Annotated in this window: 15 protein-coding genes and 1 tRNA gene; 12 read left to right on the top strand and 4 right to left on the bottom strand. The window is 73.2% G+C overall.

Going from position 1 to position 19,826, the window contains the following annotated elements; translation table 11 throughout:
* The 4 genes from WMF17_RS20500 to WMF17_RS20485 all read left to right on the top strand — a co-directional run bounded on the left by WMF17_RS20500 (position 1) and on the right by WMF17_RS20485 (position 4,146).
* Complete coding sequence (locus tag WMF17_RS20500; RefSeq protein WP_437603762.1) at positions 1 to 603, top strand: hypothetical protein; 603 nt, start codon at positions 1 to 3, stop codon at positions 601 to 603.
* 186 nt (positions 604 to 789) lie between these two features.
* Positions 790 to 2,151 carry a glutamine synthetase family protein gene (locus WMF17_RS20495; protein ID WP_437603761.1) on the top strand — a complete coding sequence of 454 codons (1,362 nt, stop codon included), beginning with the start codon at positions 790 to 792 and terminating at the stop codon, positions 2,149 to 2,151.
* The gene (locus WMF17_RS20490; RefSeq protein ID WP_437650826.1) at positions 2,148 to 3,302 is read left to right on the top strand and encodes an iron-containing alcohol dehydrogenase; all 1,155 of its coding nucleotides are present in this window, start codon (positions 2,148 to 2,150) and stop codon (positions 3,300 to 3,302) included. The genes WMF17_RS20495 and WMF17_RS20490 overlap by 4 nt, the downstream gene beginning before the upstream one ends.
* 205 nt (positions 3,303 to 3,507) lie before the next feature.
* Positions 3,508 to 4,146, top strand: coding sequence for a sterol desaturase family protein (locus tag WMF17_RS20485; protein ID WP_437650824.1), 639 nt, complete (start codon positions 3,508 to 3,510; stop codon positions 4,144 to 4,146).
* 340 nt (positions 4,147 to 4,486) lie between these two features.
* Here the strand turns inward: WMF17_RS20485 and WMF17_RS20480 are convergent, their stop codons facing one another.
* Positions 4,487 to 4,801, bottom strand: a complete 315-nt coding sequence (locus WMF17_RS20480) for a hypothetical protein (RefSeq protein ID WP_437650822.1) — start codon at positions 4,799 to 4,801, stop codon at positions 4,487 to 4,489.
* Between the two features lie 186 nt (positions 4,802 to 4,987).
* Between WMF17_RS20480 and WMF17_RS20475 the strand changes: the two genes are divergently transcribed.
* The 5 genes from WMF17_RS20475 to WMF17_RS20455 all read left to right on the top strand — a co-directional run bounded on the left by WMF17_RS20475 (position 4,988) and on the right by WMF17_RS20455 (position 10,189).
* A complete protein-coding gene (locus WMF17_RS20475) occupies positions 4,988 to 5,530 on the top strand; it encodes a hypothetical protein (RefSeq protein WP_437603757.1) in 543 nt (180 codons plus the stop codon).
* Between the two features lie 98 nt (positions 5,531 to 5,628).
* Positions 5,629 to 5,701: transfer RNA gene (locus WMF17_RS20470), tRNA-Gly, on the top strand.
* A 337-nt stretch (positions 5,702 to 6,038) separates the two neighbouring features.
* Positions 6,039 to 7,487 (top strand): flippase, encoded by a 1,449-nt coding sequence (locus WMF17_RS20465; protein WP_437650820.1) that lies wholly within the window; start codon positions 6,039 to 6,041, stop codon positions 7,485 to 7,487.
* Positions 7,488 to 7,703: 216 nt separating this feature from the next.
* Positions 7,704 to 9,248, top strand: a complete 1,545-nt coding sequence (locus WMF17_RS20460; protein ID WP_437603754.1) for a serine/threonine-protein kinase — start codon at positions 7,704 to 7,706, stop codon at positions 9,246 to 9,248.
* Between the two features lie 143 nt (positions 9,249 to 9,391).
* A complete protein-coding gene (locus WMF17_RS20455; protein ID WP_437603753.1) occupies positions 9,392 to 10,189 on the top strand; it encodes a hypothetical protein in 798 nt (265 codons plus the stop codon).
* On the opposite strand, the gene WMF17_RS20450 is transcribed toward WMF17_RS20455, so the two are convergent.
* Together WMF17_RS20450 and WMF17_RS20445 are read right to left on the bottom strand one after the other, a co-directional pair.
* A complete protein-coding gene (locus WMF17_RS20450) occupies positions 10,150 to 10,413 on the bottom strand; it encodes a GlsB/YeaQ/YmgE family stress response membrane protein (protein WP_437603752.1) in 264 nt (87 codons plus the stop codon). The genes WMF17_RS20455 and WMF17_RS20450 overlap by 40 nt on opposite strands.
* A gap of 239 nt (positions 10,414 to 10,652) precedes the next feature.
* A complete protein-coding gene (locus WMF17_RS20445; protein ID WP_437650819.1) occupies positions 10,653 to 12,449 on the bottom strand; it encodes a serine/threonine-protein kinase in 1,797 nt (598 codons plus the stop codon).
* Between the two features lie 258 nt (positions 12,450 to 12,707).
* Between WMF17_RS20445 and WMF17_RS20440 the strand changes: the two genes are divergently transcribed.
* A complete protein-coding gene (locus WMF17_RS20440) occupies positions 12,708 to 13,787 on the top strand; it encodes a tetratricopeptide repeat protein (protein ID WP_437603750.1) in 1,080 nt (359 codons plus the stop codon).
* A 13-nt stretch (positions 13,788 to 13,800) separates the two neighbouring features.
* Here WMF17_RS20440 and WMF17_RS20435 read toward each other — a convergent pair whose 3' ends face one another.
* Positions 13,801 to 15,306: a serine/threonine-protein kinase gene (locus WMF17_RS20435; RefSeq protein WP_437650817.1), complete on the bottom strand. Its 1,506-nt coding sequence runs from the start codon at positions 15,304 to 15,306 to the stop codon at positions 13,801 to 13,803.
* Between the two features lie 304 nt (positions 15,307 to 15,610).
* Here WMF17_RS20435 and WMF17_RS20430 point away from each other — a divergent pair, with 304 nt between their 5' ends.
* A complete protein-coding gene (locus tag WMF17_RS20430) occupies positions 15,611 to 18,085 on the top strand; it encodes a hypothetical protein (RefSeq protein ID WP_437603748.1) in 2,475 nt (824 codons plus the stop codon).
* Between the two features lie 25 nt (positions 18,086 to 18,110).
* Positions 18,111 to 19,823: an ATP-binding protein gene (locus WMF17_RS20425; RefSeq protein WP_437650815.1), complete on the top strand. Its 1,713-nt coding sequence runs from the start codon at positions 18,111 to 18,113 to the stop codon at positions 19,821 to 19,823.
* Positions 19,824 to 19,826: the final 3 nt, after the last annotated feature.

Raw genomic sequence — 19,826 nt, 5'->3', positions numbered from 1 at the left:
ATGACCCACGGAAGCGCCGCGGAGCAGCGCGCCGACCAGAGTGTGTCCGCCCGCTTCACGCGGCTGATGAACGCGTCGACCTCGCGATGGGGCGTGCTCACCGATCCCCCGCTCGTGGCGCTCGCCTCGAGCGTCTTCCTGTTCGCGTTCCTCGCGGCGCTCGGCCGCGACGCGGGCCCCGCGGTCGCGCGCCCGCTCGGGGCCCTCCTGCTCGCGCCGATCACGGTCGCGCTCGCCGTCAGCGTGGCGCTGCGCGGCGCGCGGCGCGCGGTCGTCGCGTGGCTCGCGCGCCAGCCGTTCCCGGTGGAGAACCTGAACGCCGTGCTGAACGGCCTGGGCGAGGGGCTGGAGGTCACCTTCGCCGGCGCGGTCCCGGAGGCGGCGGAGCTCAACGTCGAGCTCGACAAGGTGCACCCGGATGCGTTCGTGACGGGTGGCGTCGAGGACGCGCGCACGCTGGAGATCCGCATCGGCGTCGTCGACTCGAAGCGCAACCCGGCCGCGACGAACCACCAGCGCTACGCGCGCGTCCGCGAGCTCGTCGAGCGCGCGCTCGTGCCGCTCGCGGAGCGCTACCCGATCCAGAGCGTCCGGGTGAAGTGAGCGAGCCGCGCGCGCCGGTCGCGCGCGTCCGCCGAGGACGCGCCGGGCACGCGCGTCCATCCGAGCGCGCGTTCGCGCCGGTCGCGCGCGCCCAGCGCATGTCCGGGAGATGAAGCAGGGACGTCGCCCGGGCGCTCGCGCGCGTGCTTGCCATGCCGCCCCGTACCCCTGCTATCGTCGCGCCCCATGACCGCCTCGACCTCCGAGAAGCTCTTCTCCGATCTGGAAGCGCGGGGCATCACCCGCGCCAAGATCGGCGGCTTTGACATCGACGGCATCCTCCGCGGAAAGTACGTCTCCCTCGAGAAGCTGAAGAGCGCCCTCGGGAGCGGCTTCGGCTTCTGCGACGTCATCTTCGGCTGGGACATCGCCGACGTCCTCTACGACAACACAAAGGTCACCGGCTGGCACACCGGCTACCCGGACGCGCACGCGGTCCTCGATCCGAGCACGCTGCGCGACCTCCCGTGGGAGCCGGGCACCGTCGCGCTGCTCGCCGACTTCCGCGACGAGGGCGGCGGCCCGCACCCCGCGTGCCCGCGCTCGCTCCTCAGGAGCGTCATCGCGAAGGGCGAGCGGATGGGGCTCTCGGCGAAGCTCTCGTGCGAGTTCGAGTTCTTCCTCTTCGAGGAGACGCCGCGCTCGCTGCACGAGAAGCGCTTCGCCGGCCTGACGCCGCTCAGCCCCGGCATGTTCGGCTACTCGTGGGTCCGCGAGGGGCAGAACAAGAAGCTCATGGCCGCCATCCTCGACCAGATGCGGGCCTTCGACGTCGAGATCGAGGGCCTGCACACCGAGACCGGCCCGGGCGTGTACGAGGCGGCGATCCGCTACGACGACGCGCTCCGCGCCGCGGACAAGGCCGCGCTGTTCAAGGTCGCCATGAAGCAGATCGCCCACGAGCATGGCCTCTCGGTCACGTTCATGGCGAAGTGGAACGAGGGCCTGCCCGGCTCGAGCGGCCACCTGCACCAGAGCCTCTGGAAGGACGGCCGGAACATCTTCGACGACGCGTCGTCGCCCGACCGGCTCCCGACCGCGCTGCGCCACTACGTCGGCGGCCAGATCGCCCTCATGCCCGAGCTCACGGCGCTCTACTCGCCCACGATCAACGCCTACAAGCGGTACGTGCCCGGCGTCTGGGCGCCGCTCAACGCCAGCTGGGGCGTCGAGAACCGCACGGCCGCGATCCGCCTCATCGGCCTCGGCACGCCCGGCGCGCGCGTCGAGTACCGCCAGACGGCCGCGGACATCAACCCGTACATCGCCATGGCCGCGTGCCTCGGCGCGGGGCTCCACGGCATCGAGAACGGGGTCGAGCCGCCCCCGCAGGCCGCCGGGGACGCGTCGTCCGCCGAGCCCTCGCGCCTCTCGCTGCCGCGCTCGCTCGCGGAGGCGACCCGGATGCTCGCGGGCAGCCAGAGGGCCCGGGAGATCCTCGGCGAGAGGTTCGTCGACCACTATGTCCTGACGCGCGACTGGGAGGTTCGGCAGTACGAGCGCGCGGTCACGGATTGGGAGCTGAAGCGCTACTTCGAGGCGGTGTGATCATGAGCCAGTTCACGGTCTGGAGCTTTCCTACACGCATCCTCTTCGGCGCCGGCGTCGTCGAGCAGACGGGCGCCGAGGCGCGCCGGCTCGGGGCGACGCGGGCCCTCATCGTCACCGACAAGGGCGTCGTCCGCTCGGGGCTGCTCGAGCCCGTCGCGGCCTCGCTGCGGAAGGAGGGCCTCGAGGTGGCCGTCTTCGACGACGTGCTCGGCAACCCGATCGAGAAGAACGTGCACGATGGCGTCGCCGCGTTCCGCGACGCCCGCGCCGATCTCGTCGTTGCCCTCGGCGGCGGCTCGCCGCTCGACGTCGGCAAGCTCGTCCGCCTCGGCGTGAACCACGATCGGCCGCTCGTCGATTACGACGACGCCACGGGCGGAGATCGCTTCATCACGCCGAGCGTCCCGCCGATGCTCGCGATCCCCACGACGGCCGGGACCGGCAGCGAGGTCGGCCGCTCGGGCGTCGTGACGCTCGACGTGAACCACCGGAAGACGGTGATCTTCTCCCCGTACCTGCTCGCGAACGCCGCGCTGCTCGATCCGGTGATGACGCGATCGATGCCGGCGTTCCTCACGGCGGCGACGGGCTTCGACGCGCTCACCCACTGCGTCGAGGCGTACGTGGCGAAGGGGGATCACCCGATGGCCGACGGCATCGCGCTCGAGGGGATCCGCCTCGCCGCCGCGCACCTCGAGCGCGCGGTGACGCACGGCGAGGATCTCGAGGCGCGCGGCGGCATGATGAAGGCGGCGATGATGGGCGCCGTCGCGTTCCAGAAGGGGCTCGGCGCGTGCCACTCGCTCGCCCACCCGCTCTCGAGCGAGTGCGGGCTGCACCACGGCCTGGCCAACGCGCTCTGTCTCCCGCCGGTCGTCGAGTTCAACGTCGCCGCGGCGGCGCCGCGCCTCGCCCGCATCGCGGCCCTCCTCGGCGCTCCCGAGGACGCCGCCGCGTGCGCCGAGGCCATCCGCGCCCTGCGCGCCCGCATCGGGCTCACGGCCGGCCTCGAGAAGGCGGGGGTCCCGCGCGACAAGCTCGACGCGCTGGCCGATCTCGCCACGCAGGACGCGTGCCACACGAGCAACCCTCGCCCGTGCTCGCGCAACGATCTCCGCCAGCTGTACGAGGCCTCCTTCGCGAGCTGACGCGCGCGACGCGCCGTGCCGTGGTCGCGCGGCGCGTCGTGCGCCTGTCGCGCGCGCGGGGGCCCGCGTCGCCGCCGCGGAGAGGGGGCGCCCTGGCTTGCGTCGACCACGACGGGATCATGACCATTTCCCGGCGTCCAGCGGGCCGCTGGATGCCGGCCTACCTCTGGCCGACAATGGATAAATGCGGTACCAGGGGGGCACGATGACCGCCACCACCACCGAGCGCACCGCGCGTCCAGCGACATGCCAGATGTTCGAGACGCCGCTCATCGAGAGATTTTCGCGGATCCACCCGATCACGCCGTTCGCCTTCTGGCTCCCGGTCTACGGCTATCTGCTCGTCCGCGCCGCCGGTCACGGCGTCGGCTTCTGGGCCGGGCTCGGGCTCGTGCTGGTCGGCCTGTTCCTGTGGACGCTCGCCGAGTACGTCCTGCACCGCTACGTGTTTCACTATGTCGGGCCGCGCCTGTGGCAGCGCCGGATGCATTTCGTTCTCCACGGGGTGCACCACGACTTCCCGCAGGATGCCGACCGGCTGGTGATGCCGCTCGGCGCCAGCATTCCCCTGGGCGTCGCCTTTTACATGCTGTTCCGCACGGCCTTCGGCCCTGTTCCAGCGGATCCGCTGTTCGCCGGCTTTGGCCTCGGGTACCTCGTGTATGACGGCACCCACTATGCCATTCACCATTTCCGCATGAGCTCGCGCTGGGGGAAGTGGATCAAGCGCCATCACATGATCCATCACCACACGGGAGAACACGCTCGGTGGGGCGTGTCGTCGCCGCTATGGGACTGGGCCTTCGGGACGATGGGCACCTCGCCGTCGGGAAAAGGCAACTGAGCGGGAGAGCCGAGCGCGGCGGGGGAGAGCCGAGCGCGGCGGAGCGCGCGGCCGGCGATCCTCAGGAGATGGGAATGGCCCCGGCGCGCGGCGGGTTGATGGGCCATGAGTCGGTCGCGTCTGTGCGCTTGCACCTCCGCGAGAGACGCGGCGCAGCAGTCAGGCGCTGAGGCCGCGCGCGCGCTGAAGCGGGCAGGGAGGCGTCCGGTCGCGTCGGCTCGCCGCGCGCGGGCAACGACGCAGACGCGGCGGCGACCGGGCCGCGCTTGCCAGGCTCAGGCACGCGGCGGGATCGAGCGGCTGCACGAGCGCTCCTCGGAGCGCTCGTGCAGCGGGCGCTTCACTGCGCGAGCGTCGTGCTCGAAGGGGCGAGCCCTGCCGCAGGCGAGGTGTCAGGCAACCGCCTCATGGCGCCTGCATAGAAGGTCCGGAGCGTGTTGCGCCCGCAGTAGGGGCACAACCACGCCACGTCGAACCGGTCGAGGTGGGCATTGATGCTGTGCGCCGGCGCGATCTCCTTCTCGCCCTCACCGGCGGCCGACCGGCCGCGGGGAGCTCGGCAGGCCCACCCGGCGGTGACGTGCCGGTGCTCGTCCAGGGTGGCTGAGAGGCTTGCCTGGCACTCGCAAGGAGTGGAGATGAGAAACCGACTCATGCATGACCGTCCTTCGTAGATGTTTCCGTAGTCCATGTCGACATGCCGCGACGCGGCGTGCTCGAAGAGCCGCAGCGCGGCGTGCCAGAGAAAGAGCGCGTCCTCATATAAAGGTTGGTCAGTTTGAGCTCAAGGGGTGTTAGCCTGGGGCACGGTTGCCCTGGTGTGACTGAGGAAGGGGAGTCCATGACCGTTCGCCGTGCACCTCGTGAGCGCGCGACGCCGGCTTCGGGGAGGCTGCAGGTCGTCGAGACGGGCCGGCCCGGGCCGCGCTCGGTGCGCAGCTTCAAGATCCTGCTCGCGCACGACGCCCGCACCGCGACCTGCGACGCGCTCGCCCGGACGATCGAGGCGATCCTGGCGAACGTCGAGATCGTGGACGCCTCGTCGATCGACGACGCGCTGCTCGCGTCGGCGACCGAGCGATTCGATGCGTGCCTTGTCTGCCTCGATCTGCCGCCGGCGCCGCTCGGCGGCGCGCGGCTCGCGAGCGAGCTCGTGGACAGCGACCACCCGGTCGTCCTCGTGACGAGGAGCCTGCGCTGGCTGCCGCCGGACAGGCCCACGCTGCAGCAGCTGCCCTGGATCCCGCCGGACGCGGGCGCGAGCGAGATCACGAGCGCGATCGAGGCGGCGACCAGCGAGTGCAACAGCTCCGTCCGCACGCGCTCGCTGCTGCCGGGCGACGTGCTCGGCGCGCCCGCGCTCCGCGCGCGCGCGCGCCGCTAGCTCCGCGCGCGCCGGCCCCGGTCGAACGCGGGGACGGAAAACGAAATGAAGGGGTTGCTCTGCGGCTCCGGATTCGGTAGAAGCTTCCTCCACCTCACGCGGGACTAGCTCAGTTGGTAGAGCATCAGCTTCCCAAGCTGAGGGTCGCGGGTTCGAATCCCGTGTCCCGCTCCGAGGATTGCCGGCCCCCTCTTGCGCTGGCGGTCCTCCTGGTGGTGCCTCGAGCACGATGAGCGCCTTCTGCATCGGCGTCGCCCGAGACGGCTCCTCGAGCTGAGATCGGAGCCGGCGAGCGCCGCAGGCGTCGTGAGCGCCGCGGCGCCGGCGCGCTGCAGGATGCGCTCGTGGCGAGCGCGAACGCCGCATCGTCAGCGCGCGCCGCGCGCCGCATCGTCAGCGCGCGCCGCGCGAGACGGACGCGCTCTGGGGGCGCACGACGCTCGGATCGGGGCCGGTCCCGCTGCGCGGACCGCGGCGCCCTACCCCAGGGGGACACCTGGAGGTGTTCATGAAGGATGGCCGGCGCATCGCGCTGAACGCGGCGCTGATGCTCCTCAAGCAGGCGATCATGGCCGTCCTCGGCGTCGTGTTCGTCGGCTATCTCGCGCGGAAGGTGGGGGTCGCCGCCTGGGGGGAGTTCCAGGCATCGCTCGCGATCGCGGGGATCGTCACGATCGCCGCCGGCATCGGGGTGAGGGGATACGTCGCCCGGGAGATCGCCGTGAAGCCGGAGCTCGGGCCGCGTCACCTCGGCGCGGCGCTGACCCTCCGGGGCGTGACCGGGACCCTGGTCCTCGGCGCGACCGCGGCCGTCGTGCTCGCGACGCGCTCGGGGCTCGGCGCGCAGCTCGTCGTGCTCGCCGCGGCGTCCCAGCTCGCGACGCTGCTCTACTCGACCATGTGGCTCTCGTTCGAGGCCCACGAGCGGTTCCAGTACATCCTCTACGCGGAGCTCGGCGCGCGGCTGTTCGTCATCGCGCTCTCGACGGCCCTGCTGGCGCTCGGCTTCGGCGTCGTCGCCGCGGCCGCGGCGTTCCTGCTCGGCAACGTGCTGGAGCTCGGGATCACCGCGCACTATCTCCGCTCCCGGCTCTACCGACCCGAGCTCACGACGCCCCCCGCCGAGCTCTGGCAGATCGCGAAGCGCAGCCTGCCGATCGGCGCGCTCGGGGCGCTCGCGAGCGCGCTGCTCCAGACCGACCGCGTGATGCTCCGCGCCCTCTGCGATGAGGAGGCCGTGGGCGTCTACAGCGCCGCCTGGGTGCTGAACGAGAACTTCAGGATGCTCCCCGACGTGCTGCTCGGCGCCGCCTTCGCGGCCGGCATGCGCCTCTACGCCCAGGATCGCGACGCGTTCGGGCGCCTCTATAGCGGCTGCATGCTCGTCGCCGCGCTCGTCGGATTGCCGGTCGCCGCCGGCGTCGTCCTGCTCGCGCCGGACATCATCCAGCTCGTCTACGGTCCGGCGGGCGACTACGCCCCGGCGGCGGACGTCCTCCGGGTCCTGGCCTGCGGCGTCCCCGTGATGTTCGCGTTCCAGGTCGTGACGCTGCCGCTGCTCGCCGCGAAGCGCGAGATCGCGATGGTGAAGCTGCTCGCGGTGGCGCTCGTCGCCGACGTCGCGCTGAACCTGCTCCTGTTGCCGCGCTACCGCGCCCTGGGCGCCGCGTGCGCGACGCTCGCCGTCAGCGCCGCGTTGCTGGTCGCGTCGTGGGGCCTGACCGCGCGCTTCGCCCCCTTCGTCGAGCTCGGCCGCATCGCCGCGGTCCTCGCCGCGACGGCGGTGATGGCCAGCGCGGCCTACGCCGCGCGCGTCCTCGCGGGGATGTGGGCGTCGATCGCGGTGGGCATCGCCGTCTACGTCGTGCTGCTGCTCGCCCTGCGCGCCGTCTCCTTTCGCGAGCTGCGCGCGCTGCTCGCGCGGCGCGTCCGCGCCTCGCCCGCCACCGCGGCCTGATCCGCGTTCTGCCGAGGGCGGGGCGCCGCGCGGCCCGCTGCGCTCCCGTGCCGAACCAGGGGCCATCGAAAATTCGGTTTTTTCACCGGAAGCGGCGCTCGCCGCGGGGACCCGCGGCTGCCGACATGCGCGCTCATCCGGCGGGATCCACGCAGGGGCGCGCGATGCCTGTTGCTCGGAGGTGACGGTGCTGCGGCTCTCTCCGTGGCATGCAGCGTGAATAGCGAAGGGACGATGTGGCGGCGCGGGCAGGTCCGGGGGCTGGCCGGGGTGGGGCGACTCCGGCAATGGATGGCGCGGCGGCCGTCCTCGCTCCGCGCGTTCGGCATGCCGGGGCGAGACGATGTGCGCGCGGCGGAGCAGCCGTGGAGGCCCCGAGAGATGGACCTGCCCATGGGCGACGGCGGCTATGCGCTGCTCGCGCGCCTGTCGGCCGGCGGCATGGCCGAGCTGTTCCTCGCGTGCCGGCGCGGGCCGGCAGGGATCGCGCACCCCGTCGTCGTGAAGCGCCTTCGCCCGGAGGCGAGGCGGGATCCGTCGATCGTGCGGATGTTCCTCCGGGAGGCGTGGATCAGCGCACGGCTCCAGCACCCGAACGTGATCCGGTTCCACGACTTCGTCTTTCACGAGGGGCGCCATCACCTCGTGGTCGAGTACGTCCCGGGCTGCGATCTCGCGGTGGCAGCGCGCGCCCTCTTCGCCGAGGGGCGGCCGTTTCCGCTCGAGGCAGCCCTCGAGATCGGCCTGGGCGTGCTGCGGGCGCTCGCGCTCGCGCACGAGCTCCGCGACGACGGCGGGCGGCTCGTCGGCCTCGTGCACCGCGACGTGAGCCCGCAGAACGTGCTCCTCTCGCTCGAGGGCGAGATCAAGCTCATCGACTTCGGCGTCGCGAAGATGACCGCGATGAGCGGGATGGACGACGCCTTCCCCCTGGGCTCCCCGGGCTCGGCGGGCGACGCGACGCCGTCGAGCGGCGCCGGCACGGTGAAGGGCAAGCTCGGCTACGTGGCGCCAGAGCAGCTCCGCGGGCAGAGGATCGACGCGCGGGCCGATCTCTTCGCGGTCGGGGTGATCCTCTTCGAGCTGCTGACGGGGCGCCGCCTGTTCCACCGGAAGGAGGACGGCGCGACGATGGGCGCGGTGCTCTCCGGCGAGGTGCCGGCGATCGCGCCGCTCCGCCCGGCGTGCCCGGCGCTGCTCGAGGAGGCGGTGCGGCGCGCGCTCGCGCGCGATCCCGACGGCCGATTCGAGACCGCGGCGCAGATGGAAGAGGCGCTCGCCGAGGTGCTCGCCTCGCTGCGCAGAGCGCCGGGCGGGGGCGACGAGCCGAGCTCGAGCGATCGCGGCCTCCTCGCAGGCCAGGAGATCGCCGCGCTCGTGCGCGAGATCGCGAGCGGGCGCGATCGGCACCGGTCGCTGCTCGTGCGGGGCTGCCGGAGATCCGCCGGGCTCCGCGGGCGCGCCGGCGCGCGGCGGATCGCGGCGAGCCGCTCGGGGGAGGAGCGCAGCGAGACGAAGATGACGTCCGGGCCGCGCGGGCTCGACGCGGGCGCGGGCGCGACGGAGCCCGAGAGCGAGCGCAGCGAGGCCAGGAACGCCGTGACGCCGCACTGGAGAGACGCGCGCCCGCCGCGGCGCGCCCGCCTCCTGCACTGGCTCGTGATCGCGGCGGTCACGTTCGCCGCCGGAGCGCTCGCGGGCAGGGCGATCGGCGCGTTCGACGGCGGCGCCGCGCCGGCGAGCCGCGGCGCACCCGGCTAGCGCGCAAACGCGGCATTGAAAGCGCGGAGCTCGCGTGATCTCCGGGAGACCTCCATTCGGCAACGCCGCCGTGATGCGCCGAACGCGAACGGCCCTTTGCGATGGCGCGGGCAGGGACGGGCTCGCTAGCCTAGTCCGCCCTGATGCACCTCCGGAATCTCCTGAGCCGCTCCCTCGTGTTCGCCGCGCTGTCCGTCCCCCTCCTCGCGAGCGCCACCGGCGGGAGCGCGCTGCCGCGGCCGGTCGCCGGCGAGCCGGTCGCGCCCGCGGAATCGAGCGCGATCGGCGCGGCCATCGAGCAGCAACCCGTCTGTGTCGGCTCGACGGTCGCGAGCGCGGGGGAGCTGGGCGACGTCCTGTACTACCGCAGCTCGCCGGGCGAGCGCGGCGAGGTCTCCGTCGGCTACTACGCCTTCTTCTCGGAGGAGCGGCCCTGGGGCAACAACTGGCTCACGTGGACCGTGCTGCCCGCGCTCGCCGTGGACCTCGTCTACACGCACGGGCTGCTCTTCGGTCCGGGACTCCAGCGCGTCGCCTACGGCAAGGGCGACGTCGAGGGGTTCAGGATCGTTTACAGCGTGGGCGCCGACGGGGGGCTCGCGGTCGAGCACGGCGTGGCCGATCGCGGCGATCACAGCGAGGTGCGGCTCGAGCGGGCCGAGCTGCTCTCGGTCGATCCCGCGCGCCCGACGGTCTACTCGCGGTGGTGGAGCCACCAGCTCGGCGGGCAGGGCGCGGGGCCGGGCGATCTCGTCCATCGCCGCTGCTACGGCGCGGGCGCCATCCGCCCGCTGCCGCCGGAGGTCGCGCTCGATTTTCGCCTGGATCGGCGCGCCCGGCCGGCCCGCGTGGTGCCGGCTGCCGCGCTGCTCGGGCAGCCCGCTCCGACGGGGCAGGGCGATCAGGGCCTCGTCGCTCTCCGACCGAGCGTCGCGTTGTAGATGGCGAGGAGAATGATGGCGCCCAGGATCGACATGAAGAAGCCCCCGCTCGACTGATACGACGGGTAGAGGCCCAGGGCCCGGCCGATGAAGCCGCCGAGCAGGGCGCCAGCCATGCCGAGCAGCGCTGTCACCACGAAGCCGCCCGGATCGCGCCCGGGGGTGAGCAGCTTGGCGATGACGCCGACGATGAGCCCAAACAGGATCCACAACAGCACGGACATGGTTTGCTCCTCTCGACACCGGGTGACGCCGAGGGGCGTCCTCCAGCGTCAACGCGGAGGCCAGCGTTTGCAGACGACGTGCCGTCCACGGTGAGCTCCGTTCGCACCGGGCTGAAGCGGAGGCTCGGCGGCCAGCGTGAACGGCGTCGCCATCCGGCGCGCGGCGATGGGCATCGGCTGTACATCGGCGCCCCATCCGGCGCGCCAACCTCGAGGCCGGTCTCCTGATCCGGCGGCGCTCACGGCAGCTCGCGGGGACAGGTGTGCTCCGGCTCGGCCGCGCGGATCGCCCTTGGCCGCGCGTCGTCCGCCGGGGGCGCGTCGCCCTCGTCCCCCGGCGAGGGCGGGGCGAGCGGGGCGCCGGCAGCGTTGAAGAGCAGGCACAGCGATCCGCCGAGCACCGTGGCCGCGACGGTGCCGACCACGACCGGAGCGAGCCGCCGGCGACGACGCCGGCGCAGCCTGACCTGGCTCCGCAGCCCACCGGGCAGGCGCGCGCGAAGCAAGAGGATCGGCTCGAGCGCGGCGTCGAGCTCCGGGCTGCGCTGCGCGCTGGCCGGAGCGGGCGATGGAGGTGGCGCCGCGGCGCAGGGAGGCGGCGCGTCCGCCAGCGGCGCGTCCGCCGGTGACGCGGCGAGCTCGACGAGCGCAGCCGGCGGGCAGGGCGAGGAGCGGTGGCCGACCCAGGTGGGAGCGGACGAGGGGTCGCGCCGCACATCCGGCGGGGAGCAGGGCTGATCCAGCGGCGCGCTCCCCGGGAGAGATGACGGGGCGCGGTACCCGACCCACGTTGAGGCGCACGCGGAGCGCGCCGCCGCCGCGCCGTCCGCGGAGCGCGCCGCGTCGGAGTTGTGCGCGGAGGGCGCCGCGGGGCGATCCTCCACGGCGGAGCGCGCCCGCCGGCGCGCGACGTGCGCCAGCGCCTCGCGCAGGGCGCGCGCGCTCTGCAGGCGATCGTCTGGATTTTTGCGCAGGCATTGCAGGATCAGCGCCTCCAGATCCGGATCGATCGCCGGGTGGAGCGCGCTCGGTCGGGGCGGCGGGGACTCGACGTGCGCGGCGGCGAGCGCGACGGGCGTCGGGCGCTCGAACGGGAGTCGCCCGGTCGCCATCTCGAAGAGCAGCACGCCGCACGCGTAGATGTCGCTCCGCGCGTCGACGGGCTGCCCTGCTGCTTGCTCCGGGCTCATGTATGCGGGGGTCCCGATGACGAGCCGGCCGTCGTCGGCAGGCATGGCGAGCAGCGGCGCGCCCGGGAACGCGCCGGAGCGCTCGTCGTGGAGCAGCTTCGCCGTCCCGAAGTCGAGGAGCTTCACCTGCTCGAACGGCGCCCCGTCGTCGTCGACGCGGGGCACCAGGCGGATGTTCTCGGGCTTGACGTCGCGGTGGATGACGCCCGCGTCGTGCGCGTGCTGCAGCGCGGAGCACAGCTGGCGCATGATCGCGACGATGCGCTCCGCCGGCAGGATCGGCGTGGCGTTCAGGAGATCGATGAGGTCCTCGCCGTCGAGGTGCTCGGTGACGAGGTACCAGAGGCTCGGCGGCTCCGGCTCATGTCCGCCGGCGCCCGCGCCGAGCGCCTCGGTCGGCTCGCAGCCGAAGTCGAGGACCCGCACGATGTTCGGGTGATCGAGCCGGCTCGCCGCCAGCGCCTCGACGTGGAACCTCAGCACCGCGTCCCCGGCGCGGGCGCCGCCGCCGGAGCGCGACCTCGCGTCGGTCCGCGACCGCTCGCTCACGCCGCTCGATCCCCGGAGCCCCGGGCCCTCGCGGCGCGGCGGCGAGGCGACGCGCGTCGTGCAGACGCGGCGGCCCGCTCTGCCCGGCGCGCGCGGCGAGGCGGCGCGCTCGCGGATGATCTTCACCGCGCACGCGCGCCCGAGCCCGAGGTGCCGCGCACGGTAGACGCGCCCCATCGCCCCGGCGCCGATCATCTGCTCGACGAGGTACCGCCCGCCGAGCAGGCGTCCCCTGAGGAATCGCTCTGAGGACGGGAGTCCCGCGTCGAGGGGCGCGGAGGAGCGGAGGCAGTCCATGGCGCGTCCCACGCAGCAGAATGGGTGCCATCGCGCTGTGCGGACGGTTCACAGCCGGCCGCGGACGGAGCGTCAAGCGCGGCCGCGCTGCGCGCTCAGGCTCGGCGCGCGCCGCGTCGCTCCCGTGGCGCGCGTCTCGCGCGGGAAGGCGCCGCGAAACCCGCGAAACGCCGGACAGCGCGCAGGACGGCGGCGCTGCGGGGCTGAGTTGTTCCGTTGTCGACGGCCTGTGATAGCGTGGCGCGCGAGGAGGCCTGAGTGCTCTTGAGACGATGCGTTCCGTTCGCTGCGGCGCTGTTCCTGCTGCTCCCGACAGGCGAGGTTCGCGCGCAGTCGGACCAGGACAGAGCCGTGGCCCGGTCGCTGGCCACGCAGGGCGCCGAGGCGTTCACGTCCGGTCGCTTCGAGGAGTCGATCGATCTGCTCGGTCGCGCCGAGGCGGTCGTGCACGCACCGACGCACCTCCTGCTGATCGCGCGCGCGCAGATGCGCCTCGGCCGGCTCGTCGCGGCGAAGGAGACGTACCTGAGGATCGTCCGCGAGGAGCTGCCGCCCACCGCGCCGTCTCCCTTCAAGAAGGCCCAGCAGGACGCGAGGGAAGAGCTCGCCGCGGTCGATCCAAGGATCGCGTCGCTGCGCATCGCGCTGGAGGGCGCCGCCGGCAGGAAGATCGTCGTGAAGCTGAACGGCCAGCCGGTCGCGGAGGCGCTGCTCGGCGTGCACCGCCCGATCGATCCCGGCAACTACATCGTGACCGTGATTCCGCCGGGCCTCTCGCCGATCGAGCAGGCGCTCTCCCTTGGCGACGGCGAGCGAAAGGAGCTGAAGATCCCGGTCCCGGAGAGCCCGGCCATGGCGCCCTCGCCAGACGGCTCGGGGCATGGGCAGGGGACCTGGAGCGGCGGGCCAGGCGAGGTTCCCCGCGTCGACCCACCGGGCAGCCCGGAGCGAAAGACGAACGTGTTGATGCTGGGCGGGGGCATCGCGGCCGCCGCGCTCGGGCTCGGCGGCATCGTGGTCGGCTCGGTGTTCCTGGCGAAGGGGGGCGCGACGCAGCAGGAGGCGAACGACCTGAGCGAGGCGAACCGGTGCGAGTCGCCGAACGGCGTCGGCGCGAGCTGCGGTCCGCTGATCCAGAACAGGATCAAGCGACTCGACGCCGACGCCGCGTCGCACCAGACGACCGGCACGATCAACCTCATCACGGGCGGGGTGCTCCTCGCCGGCGGCGCGACGCTGATCGTGCTGGAGCTGACGTCCAGGCCGGAGCCGTCGAGCTCGGCCTGGATCGCCCCCTACGTGACACCGACCGGGCTCGGGGTGCGCGGCGCGTTCTGACGGGAGCGCGCGCTCAGTAGCCGAAGTCGCCCGGAACGCCCGGCTTCTGCGGCTTCTGGGGCGGCGCGCTCGGCTTCGTCGGCGGCACCGGCTGCGGCGGCTTCGTCACGGGCGGGGACCTCGTCTGGGGAGGCGGCGTCCGCGGCGGGAGCGGCTTCACGGGCGCCGAGGAGGCCGCCGGGGCGGCGGTAGGCTCGACGGTGGCGGGTGGAGCGGGCTCCGCGGCCGTGACGCTCGCGGTGACGACCGGCGGCTCGTACGGGGGCGCCGTCACCGGCGGCGGTGGAGACGGCGTCGGGATGGCGGTCGCGCTGACGGCGCCCGGATCCGGGGTCGCCGCGCCGATCGTCCCGCTGCGGCCGAAGGCGAACCAGACGGCGAGGCCCGCGCCGAACAGGGTGGCCGCCGCGGCGAGCGCGGCGAGGATCGGCACCCTTGACGGGGGCCGCGTCGCGCGGCCCGTGACGCCGGACGAGGCGCCCCACGAGTTGGCGGTCAGCTGCGGCGTGTGGCCCATGCCGGGCACCGTCGGTCCGTTCTGGCTCCCCCACGGGGGGGTGTCGGGGCGGACGGGCGGAAGCGTGCTCGTCTCGGGCTGGGACGGCAGCGACAGCCGCGGGATGGAGGCCCGCCCCGTGCTCAGCAAGGCCAGGCTGGGCCGCGCGGCAGCCCAGGCGAGGAGCGCGCTCTTGAACTCCGCGCAGCTCTGGAAGCGAGCCCCCGGCTCGCGCGCCATCGCCTTCTGGATCATCCCGGAGAACTCGACGTCGAGGTCGGGCACGAGCTGCTGGGGCAACGGCGCCGTCTCGAGGACGATCTTGAAGAGTAGCTCGTTGAAGGTCGCCGCGTCGAACGGCACCTGACCGGTCGTCGCCTGATAGAGCAGCACGCCCATGGCGTAGATGTCGGTCCGCTGGTCGACGGGGCTGGAGCCCCGCGCCTGCTCGGGCGACATGTAGTACGGCGTGCCGACGACGGCGCCCGTGCGCGTCATGCTCATCTCCGCGCCGGCGAGCGGCGAGAACTTCGAGACGCCGAAATCGAGCACCTTCACGAAGTTGCTGAGCCCGGCCTTCGAGGGGACGATGAAGATGTTGTCGGGCTTGAGATCGCGGTGGATGATCCCCGCGGCGTGCGCGGCGCCGAGCGCCTCGAGCACCTGGGCCATGATCGGCACGGTGATCTCGGGCCCGAGCCGCCCCATCCGCTCGATCTTGGCCCCGAGGGTCTCGCCCTCGAGGTACTCCATGACCATGTACCGCGTGCCGTCGGGCAGCACGCCGAGGTCGAGCACCTCGCAGATGTGATCGGAGCCGATCCGCGCTGCGGCCTGGGCCTCGCGCTCGAAGCGCGCGACCGACTCGGCCTGGCTCGAGATGCTCGCGTGCAGCAGCTTGATGGCGACGCGGCGCCGGATGCGCACGTTCTCGCCTTCGAAGACCGCGCCCATGCCCCCCTGGCCGAGCAGCCGGACGATCCGGTACTTGCCATCGATGGTCTCGCCGACCAAGGGGCTCATGACAGCGTTCCCGGTGCGGAGAAGCAGATCACCCGGCCAGACTAGCACGGTGCCCCGAGCCCGGCCTACGCCCTCGCGGGGCGAGCGCGCCCGCCGCGTCGCCTTTACTGCCTGCCCGAGCGCGGGCCTCCGCGTTGGTTGACCCCCGCCCGAACAGAGCGCCCTCTGCCCGAGGGCGGAATGAAAGCCCCGCTCCGCGCATCCGCGGCGCTGGCGCAGGGGATCTTCGTGGTAACGTCGCCCTCGTATGCCGGTTTACGAGCTATCGGTCGATGGAGCCCTGGTTCGCGAAGCGGAGAAGATCGTGTCGCTAGCCGGTCGCGAGTTCCCGACGCTCGTCATGCGCTGGGAATCGCGCCTCTTCGACCAGCCGTGGCTCACCACGCTCGTGCTCGACTACGTGATCGCGTTACCGCCGCTCATCGTCGGGCAGGCGACGTTCAACGAGGTCAGGATTGCCGCCTTCACGGGGCACGCGGGCACGAAGTTCATGTACTTCGGCACCGAGATGAGCGCGAGCGTCCCCCGCATCGCGCCCGAGATGGAGAACGCGATCGCTCCGTCCACGCTCTATCAGGAGTTCCGCCTCGACGAGCAGACTTGCCCGATCCCCTATCTGAAGCTGATCCAGGTCAGTCCGCGCATCTTCGGGGAAGGGCTCCAGAACTACTATTCGCCGCCGATCAAGGTCGAGCGCTACGACGGGGTGGCCTCGCCGGAGCACATCGCGGACTTCTTCCCCAAGGTCGTGGCGAACCTCGATCCGGTGAAGGGGACGACGCTGGTCGACCCCGCGCAGGGCTTCTGGACGGGCGCGCGCTTCCTCGGCGCCACGTCGATCGCCATCCTCCGGCAGGGCCGCGTGGTCGGGCTGCACCGGCGCACAGGCAAGACCGACAAGGATCCGATCCCGCCCGAGGTGAAGCGGCGCGACCCGCGGCTCGACGTGCGCGCCGACTGGGTCGCCGTGGACGTCGGCGCCGCGTCGACGGTCGTCGCCGTCCGGGGAGAGCGCGGCGGCGCCGAGTTCGTCCGGATCGGAGCCAACGGCCCGGTCCGAGTGTCGGCCGACAACGAGAACCCGAGCGAGGTCGCGTTCGAGGCGCTGGCCCGGACAACGAAGGCGTGGCGCGATCGGGTGATCCTGCCGATGACGCGCTGGGGCGACGTGCTCGTCGGGCACGCCGCGCGCGACATGCGGCTCCGGCCGGGCGAAGGCGCCCACGAGCGCGCCGCGGCCTCCCTCCCGGCCGTCACGCTCCTGCGCGAGCGGACCGAGCGCGGCGAGCCGTTCCGGCTCCGGGGCAGGAGCGACCCCGACACCGCCGAGGCGCTGAAGAAGCCGGCGCCGCCCATCATCGACGAGGAAGGGATCGGCGCGCACGACCCGTTCGACCCGATCGAGCTCTACGCGTACTACGTCGGCCTGCAGCTGAACCAGCGCTCGCGGGGGATCTCCACGCGCTACGCGATCACGATGCCGACGGGCTGGTCGCCCGAGCGCCGCGCCAGCGTGCTCGTCGCCTTCCGCCGCGGTCTCTTCCGGAGCCTGCCGGCGGGCCTCTGCGAGTACCACGACCTCGACGGCCTCCAGGTCGTCGACGCGGGCCCGTCGGCGATCGCCTACGCCGTGCAAGCGTTCCGCATGTTCGGGATCCAGCCGCGCGAGGGCGGCGTCCCGTTCTGCGTCATCGACGCCGGGGCCAGCGAGGCGGGGATCGCCTTCGGCATCCTGCGGAGCGCGAAGGGCCACGAGGTCGCGCAGGGGCTGGAGCGGATGGTCGAGTACCTCGAGCCCACGGCGATCCCCTGGCTCGGCGGCGAGCGGCTCCTGCACCGGCTCGCCTACCGGGTGTACGCGGCCAGCCAGGCCGCGATGAGCGAGCGCCGGATCCCGTTCGAGCGCCCGGCCGAGGAGAGCGCGCTCGACGGCGCGGAAGATCGGCTCGCCCCGTCGCCCGACGCGCGCGCCAACACCTGGGCGCTCAAGGAGCTCCTGCGGCCTCTCCTCGAAGGGGGGCCGAGCGCGCCGGTCGAGGAGAAGCTCGCGCTGGTCGGGCTCGACGGGGAGAGCGCCGTGGTGCCGCTCTCGATCGATCGCGGCGCGCTGAGCGGCGCGATCGACGCGTGGCTCCGTGACGCGATCGACGTGTTCCGGCAGCACCTCGGCGTCGCGGTGGCCAAGATCGGGCGCGAGCCGGATCCCTACCAGGGGCTCCGGATCCTGCTCGGCGGGCGCCTCGGGATGAACCCGCGCCTCGCGGAGCTGCTCGCCGGCGTGCTGCCCGCGGGCGTGCAGGTGCACCGCTTCAAGGAGCCGGACAAGGCGAACCTGGGCGCGCCCACGGTCAAGATGGCGACCGCGCTCGGCGCGCTGTCGCTGCGGTTCGATCGGATCGGGGCCACGCTCCGCGCGGAGAAGCGCGACGCGTTCCGCTACCGCGTCGGGCGCGCCCGCCACGGGCAGCTCGCCGACGTCCTCGATCCGTCGGTGGACTATGACGCCTGGCGCGAGATGGGCGCCTGCTTGAAGCCCGAGGTCGAGATCCTGTTCATGGCGGTCGAGGACGAGGGGGAGGTCGCGGCGGACGATCCGCGGGTGCGCCGCGCGGCCTGCGCGCTCGGGCGCGACGCCGTCGGACAGCGGCTCTACATCCGGGCCGTCGGGCCGGCGCGCGCCGAGGTCAGCGTGGGGCCGTCCGGCGGCGAGCCCTCGGCGGGCGCCGTGTGCTGGACGGTCAACCTGGAGAGCGGCGCCGCGGAAAAGACCGGCGGCTGAGCGCATGCGGGCTCCGCGGCTTCACGTGTCCGACGACGACCTCGATCCCGAGGGATCGGTCCACGATGGCGCCGCGCCTGCAGGCGCCGCTTCGGCGGCCGCGCCTGCCAGCGCCGCGCCGGGCGGCGCCACCCCGGCGGCGGCGCCCGCAGAGGCCCCGCAGACCGAGGCCAGGCTGGCCGCGGAGCTCGCGCGCGCCACGGGCGAGCTCCGCGCGCTCTTCCGCGCGATCCCGGACCTCTGCTTCCGCGTCGACGCCGAGCTCCGGATCGTCGACCACAACGAGCCGCGGCTCTCCGCGCTCCGCGTCGCGCCCGAGGCGCCGCTGGGCAAGCGCCTGGCGGAGGTGCTCCCCGGCGAGCTCGGGGAGCAGCTGGAGCGCGGGATCCGGGAGGCCCACGAGACGGGCGCCGTGGTCGCGCTCGAGCACGCCGTCCCGAGCGCGGGCGGAGAGCGCCACGTGGAGGCGCGCATGATGCCGTTCCTCGAGGGGCACGCCCTCGTCCTGCTCCGCGACATCACCGAGCGGCGGCGCACCGAGGAGGCGCTCCGGCAGCGCGAGGAGCGATCGCGCGAGTCGCAGAAGATGGAAGCGCTCGGCCGGCTGGCCGGCGGCATCGCGCACGACTTCAACAACATGCTCATGGTGATGCTCGGCTACGGCGAGCTCCTCCTGCGCCGGCTCGGGACCGAGAGCGCGCTCCGACGCGACGCCCTCCAGGTCACGAAGGCCGGGGAGCGCGCCGCGGCGCTCACGCGGCAGCTCCTCGCGATGAGCCGCCGCAAGGTGCTGCAGCGCGAGGTGCTCGACCTCAACGCGGTGGTGCTCGACATGCAGACGATGCTCCAGCGCCTCATCGGCGAGAACATCGATCTGAAGACGAACGTCGGCCGGGATCTCGGGTCGATCAAGTTCGACAAGAGCCAGCTGGAGCAGGTCCTCCTCAACCTGGTCGTGAACGCGCGCGACGCGATGCCGCGGGGCGGTGGGCTCGTCGTCGAGACGTCCCTCGGCGAGCCCGGCCAGAACCCCGCGGCGCGGTCGTTCGTGCCCGCGGAGCGGGACGAGGGCGACGCGCCCGCCGCGAGCGGTCCGCCGTACGTCGTGCTGTCGGTGGCCGACAGCGGCTACGGGATGGACCACGACACGCTCACGCACCTGTTCGAGCCGTTCTTCACGACGAAGGCGCGCGGCAAGGGCACGGGGCTCGGCCTCGCCACGGTCTACGGGATCGTGAGCCAGAGCGGCGGGCTCATCGAGGTCGAGAGCGAGGTCGGGCGCGGCACGACGTTCCGCGTCTACCTGCCGCGCGTCGAGGACCGCTCCGAGGAGGCGCCCGCGCGCGCCCGGCCGTCGCCGGCCGGCGGCGATGAGACGGTGCTCGTCGTCGAGGACGACGACGCCGTGCGCAAGCTCATCGTCGAGGTGCTCGAGCGGCGCGGCTACGGCGTGCTCTCGGCCGCGAGCGGCGAGGAAGCGCTGGCCGCGCTCGCGGGCGAGGGGGAGGAGGCGATCGACCTCCTGCTCACCGACCTCGTGATGCCGGGCATGAACGGCCGCGAGCTCGCGGAGCGCGCCCTCGCGATCCAGCCGCGCGCGTGCGTGCTGTACATGTCCGGCTACGCCGAGGACGTCCTCGCGGGCGCCGAGACCGACCGCGAGCTCGTGCTGCTGCAGAAGCCGTTCACCCCCGAGGCCCTCGCGCAGCGCGTGCGCGACCTGCTCGACCGGCGGTAGCGT

It is taken from the genome of Sorangium sp. So ce362 (assembly GCF_051519845.1).
Taxonomy (GTDB): Bacteria; Myxococcota_A; Polyangia; order Polyangiales; family Polyangiaceae; genus Sorangium.
Note: the sequence above shows the minus strand (reverse complement) of the source record. Positions and strands in the feature narration are given on the sequence as shown.

Coding starts and splice junctions, on each gene's coding strand:
- WMF17_RS20465 (WP_437650820.1), top strand. CDS start 6,039: ATGAAGGATGGCCGGCGCATCGCGCTGAACGCGGCGCTGATGCTCCTC.
- WMF17_RS20485 (WP_437650824.1), top strand. CDS start 3,508: ATGACCGCCACCACCACCGAGCGCACCGCGCGTCCAGCGACATGCCAG.
- WMF17_RS20495 (WP_437603761.1), top strand. CDS start 790: ATGACCGCCTCGACCTCCGAGAAGCTCTTCTCCGATCTGGAAGCGCGG.
- WMF17_RS20480 (WP_437650822.1), bottom strand. CDS start 4,801: ATGAGTCGGTTTCTCATCTCCACTCCTTGCGAGTGCCAGGCAAGCCTC.
- WMF17_RS20445 (WP_437650819.1), bottom strand. CDS start 12,449: ATGGACTGCCTCCGCTCCTCCGCGCCCCTCGACGCGGGACTCCCGTCC.
- WMF17_RS20455 (WP_437603753.1), top strand. CDS start 9,392: ATGCACCTCCGGAATCTCCTGAGCCGCTCCCTCGTGTTCGCCGCGCTG.
- WMF17_RS20500 (WP_437603762.1), top strand. CDS start 1: ATGACCCACGGAAGCGCCGCGGAGCAGCGCGCCGACCAGAGTGTGTCC.
- WMF17_RS20475 (WP_437603757.1), top strand. CDS start 4,988: ATGACCGTTCGCCGTGCACCTCGTGAGCGCGCGACGCCGGCTTCGGGG.
- WMF17_RS20450 (WP_437603752.1), bottom strand. CDS start 10,413: ATGTCCGTGCTGTTGTGGATCCTGTTTGGGCTCATCGTCGGCGTCATC.
- WMF17_RS20435 (WP_437650817.1), bottom strand. CDS start 15,306: ATGAGCCCCTTGGTCGGCGAGACCATCGATGGCAAGTACCGGATCGTC.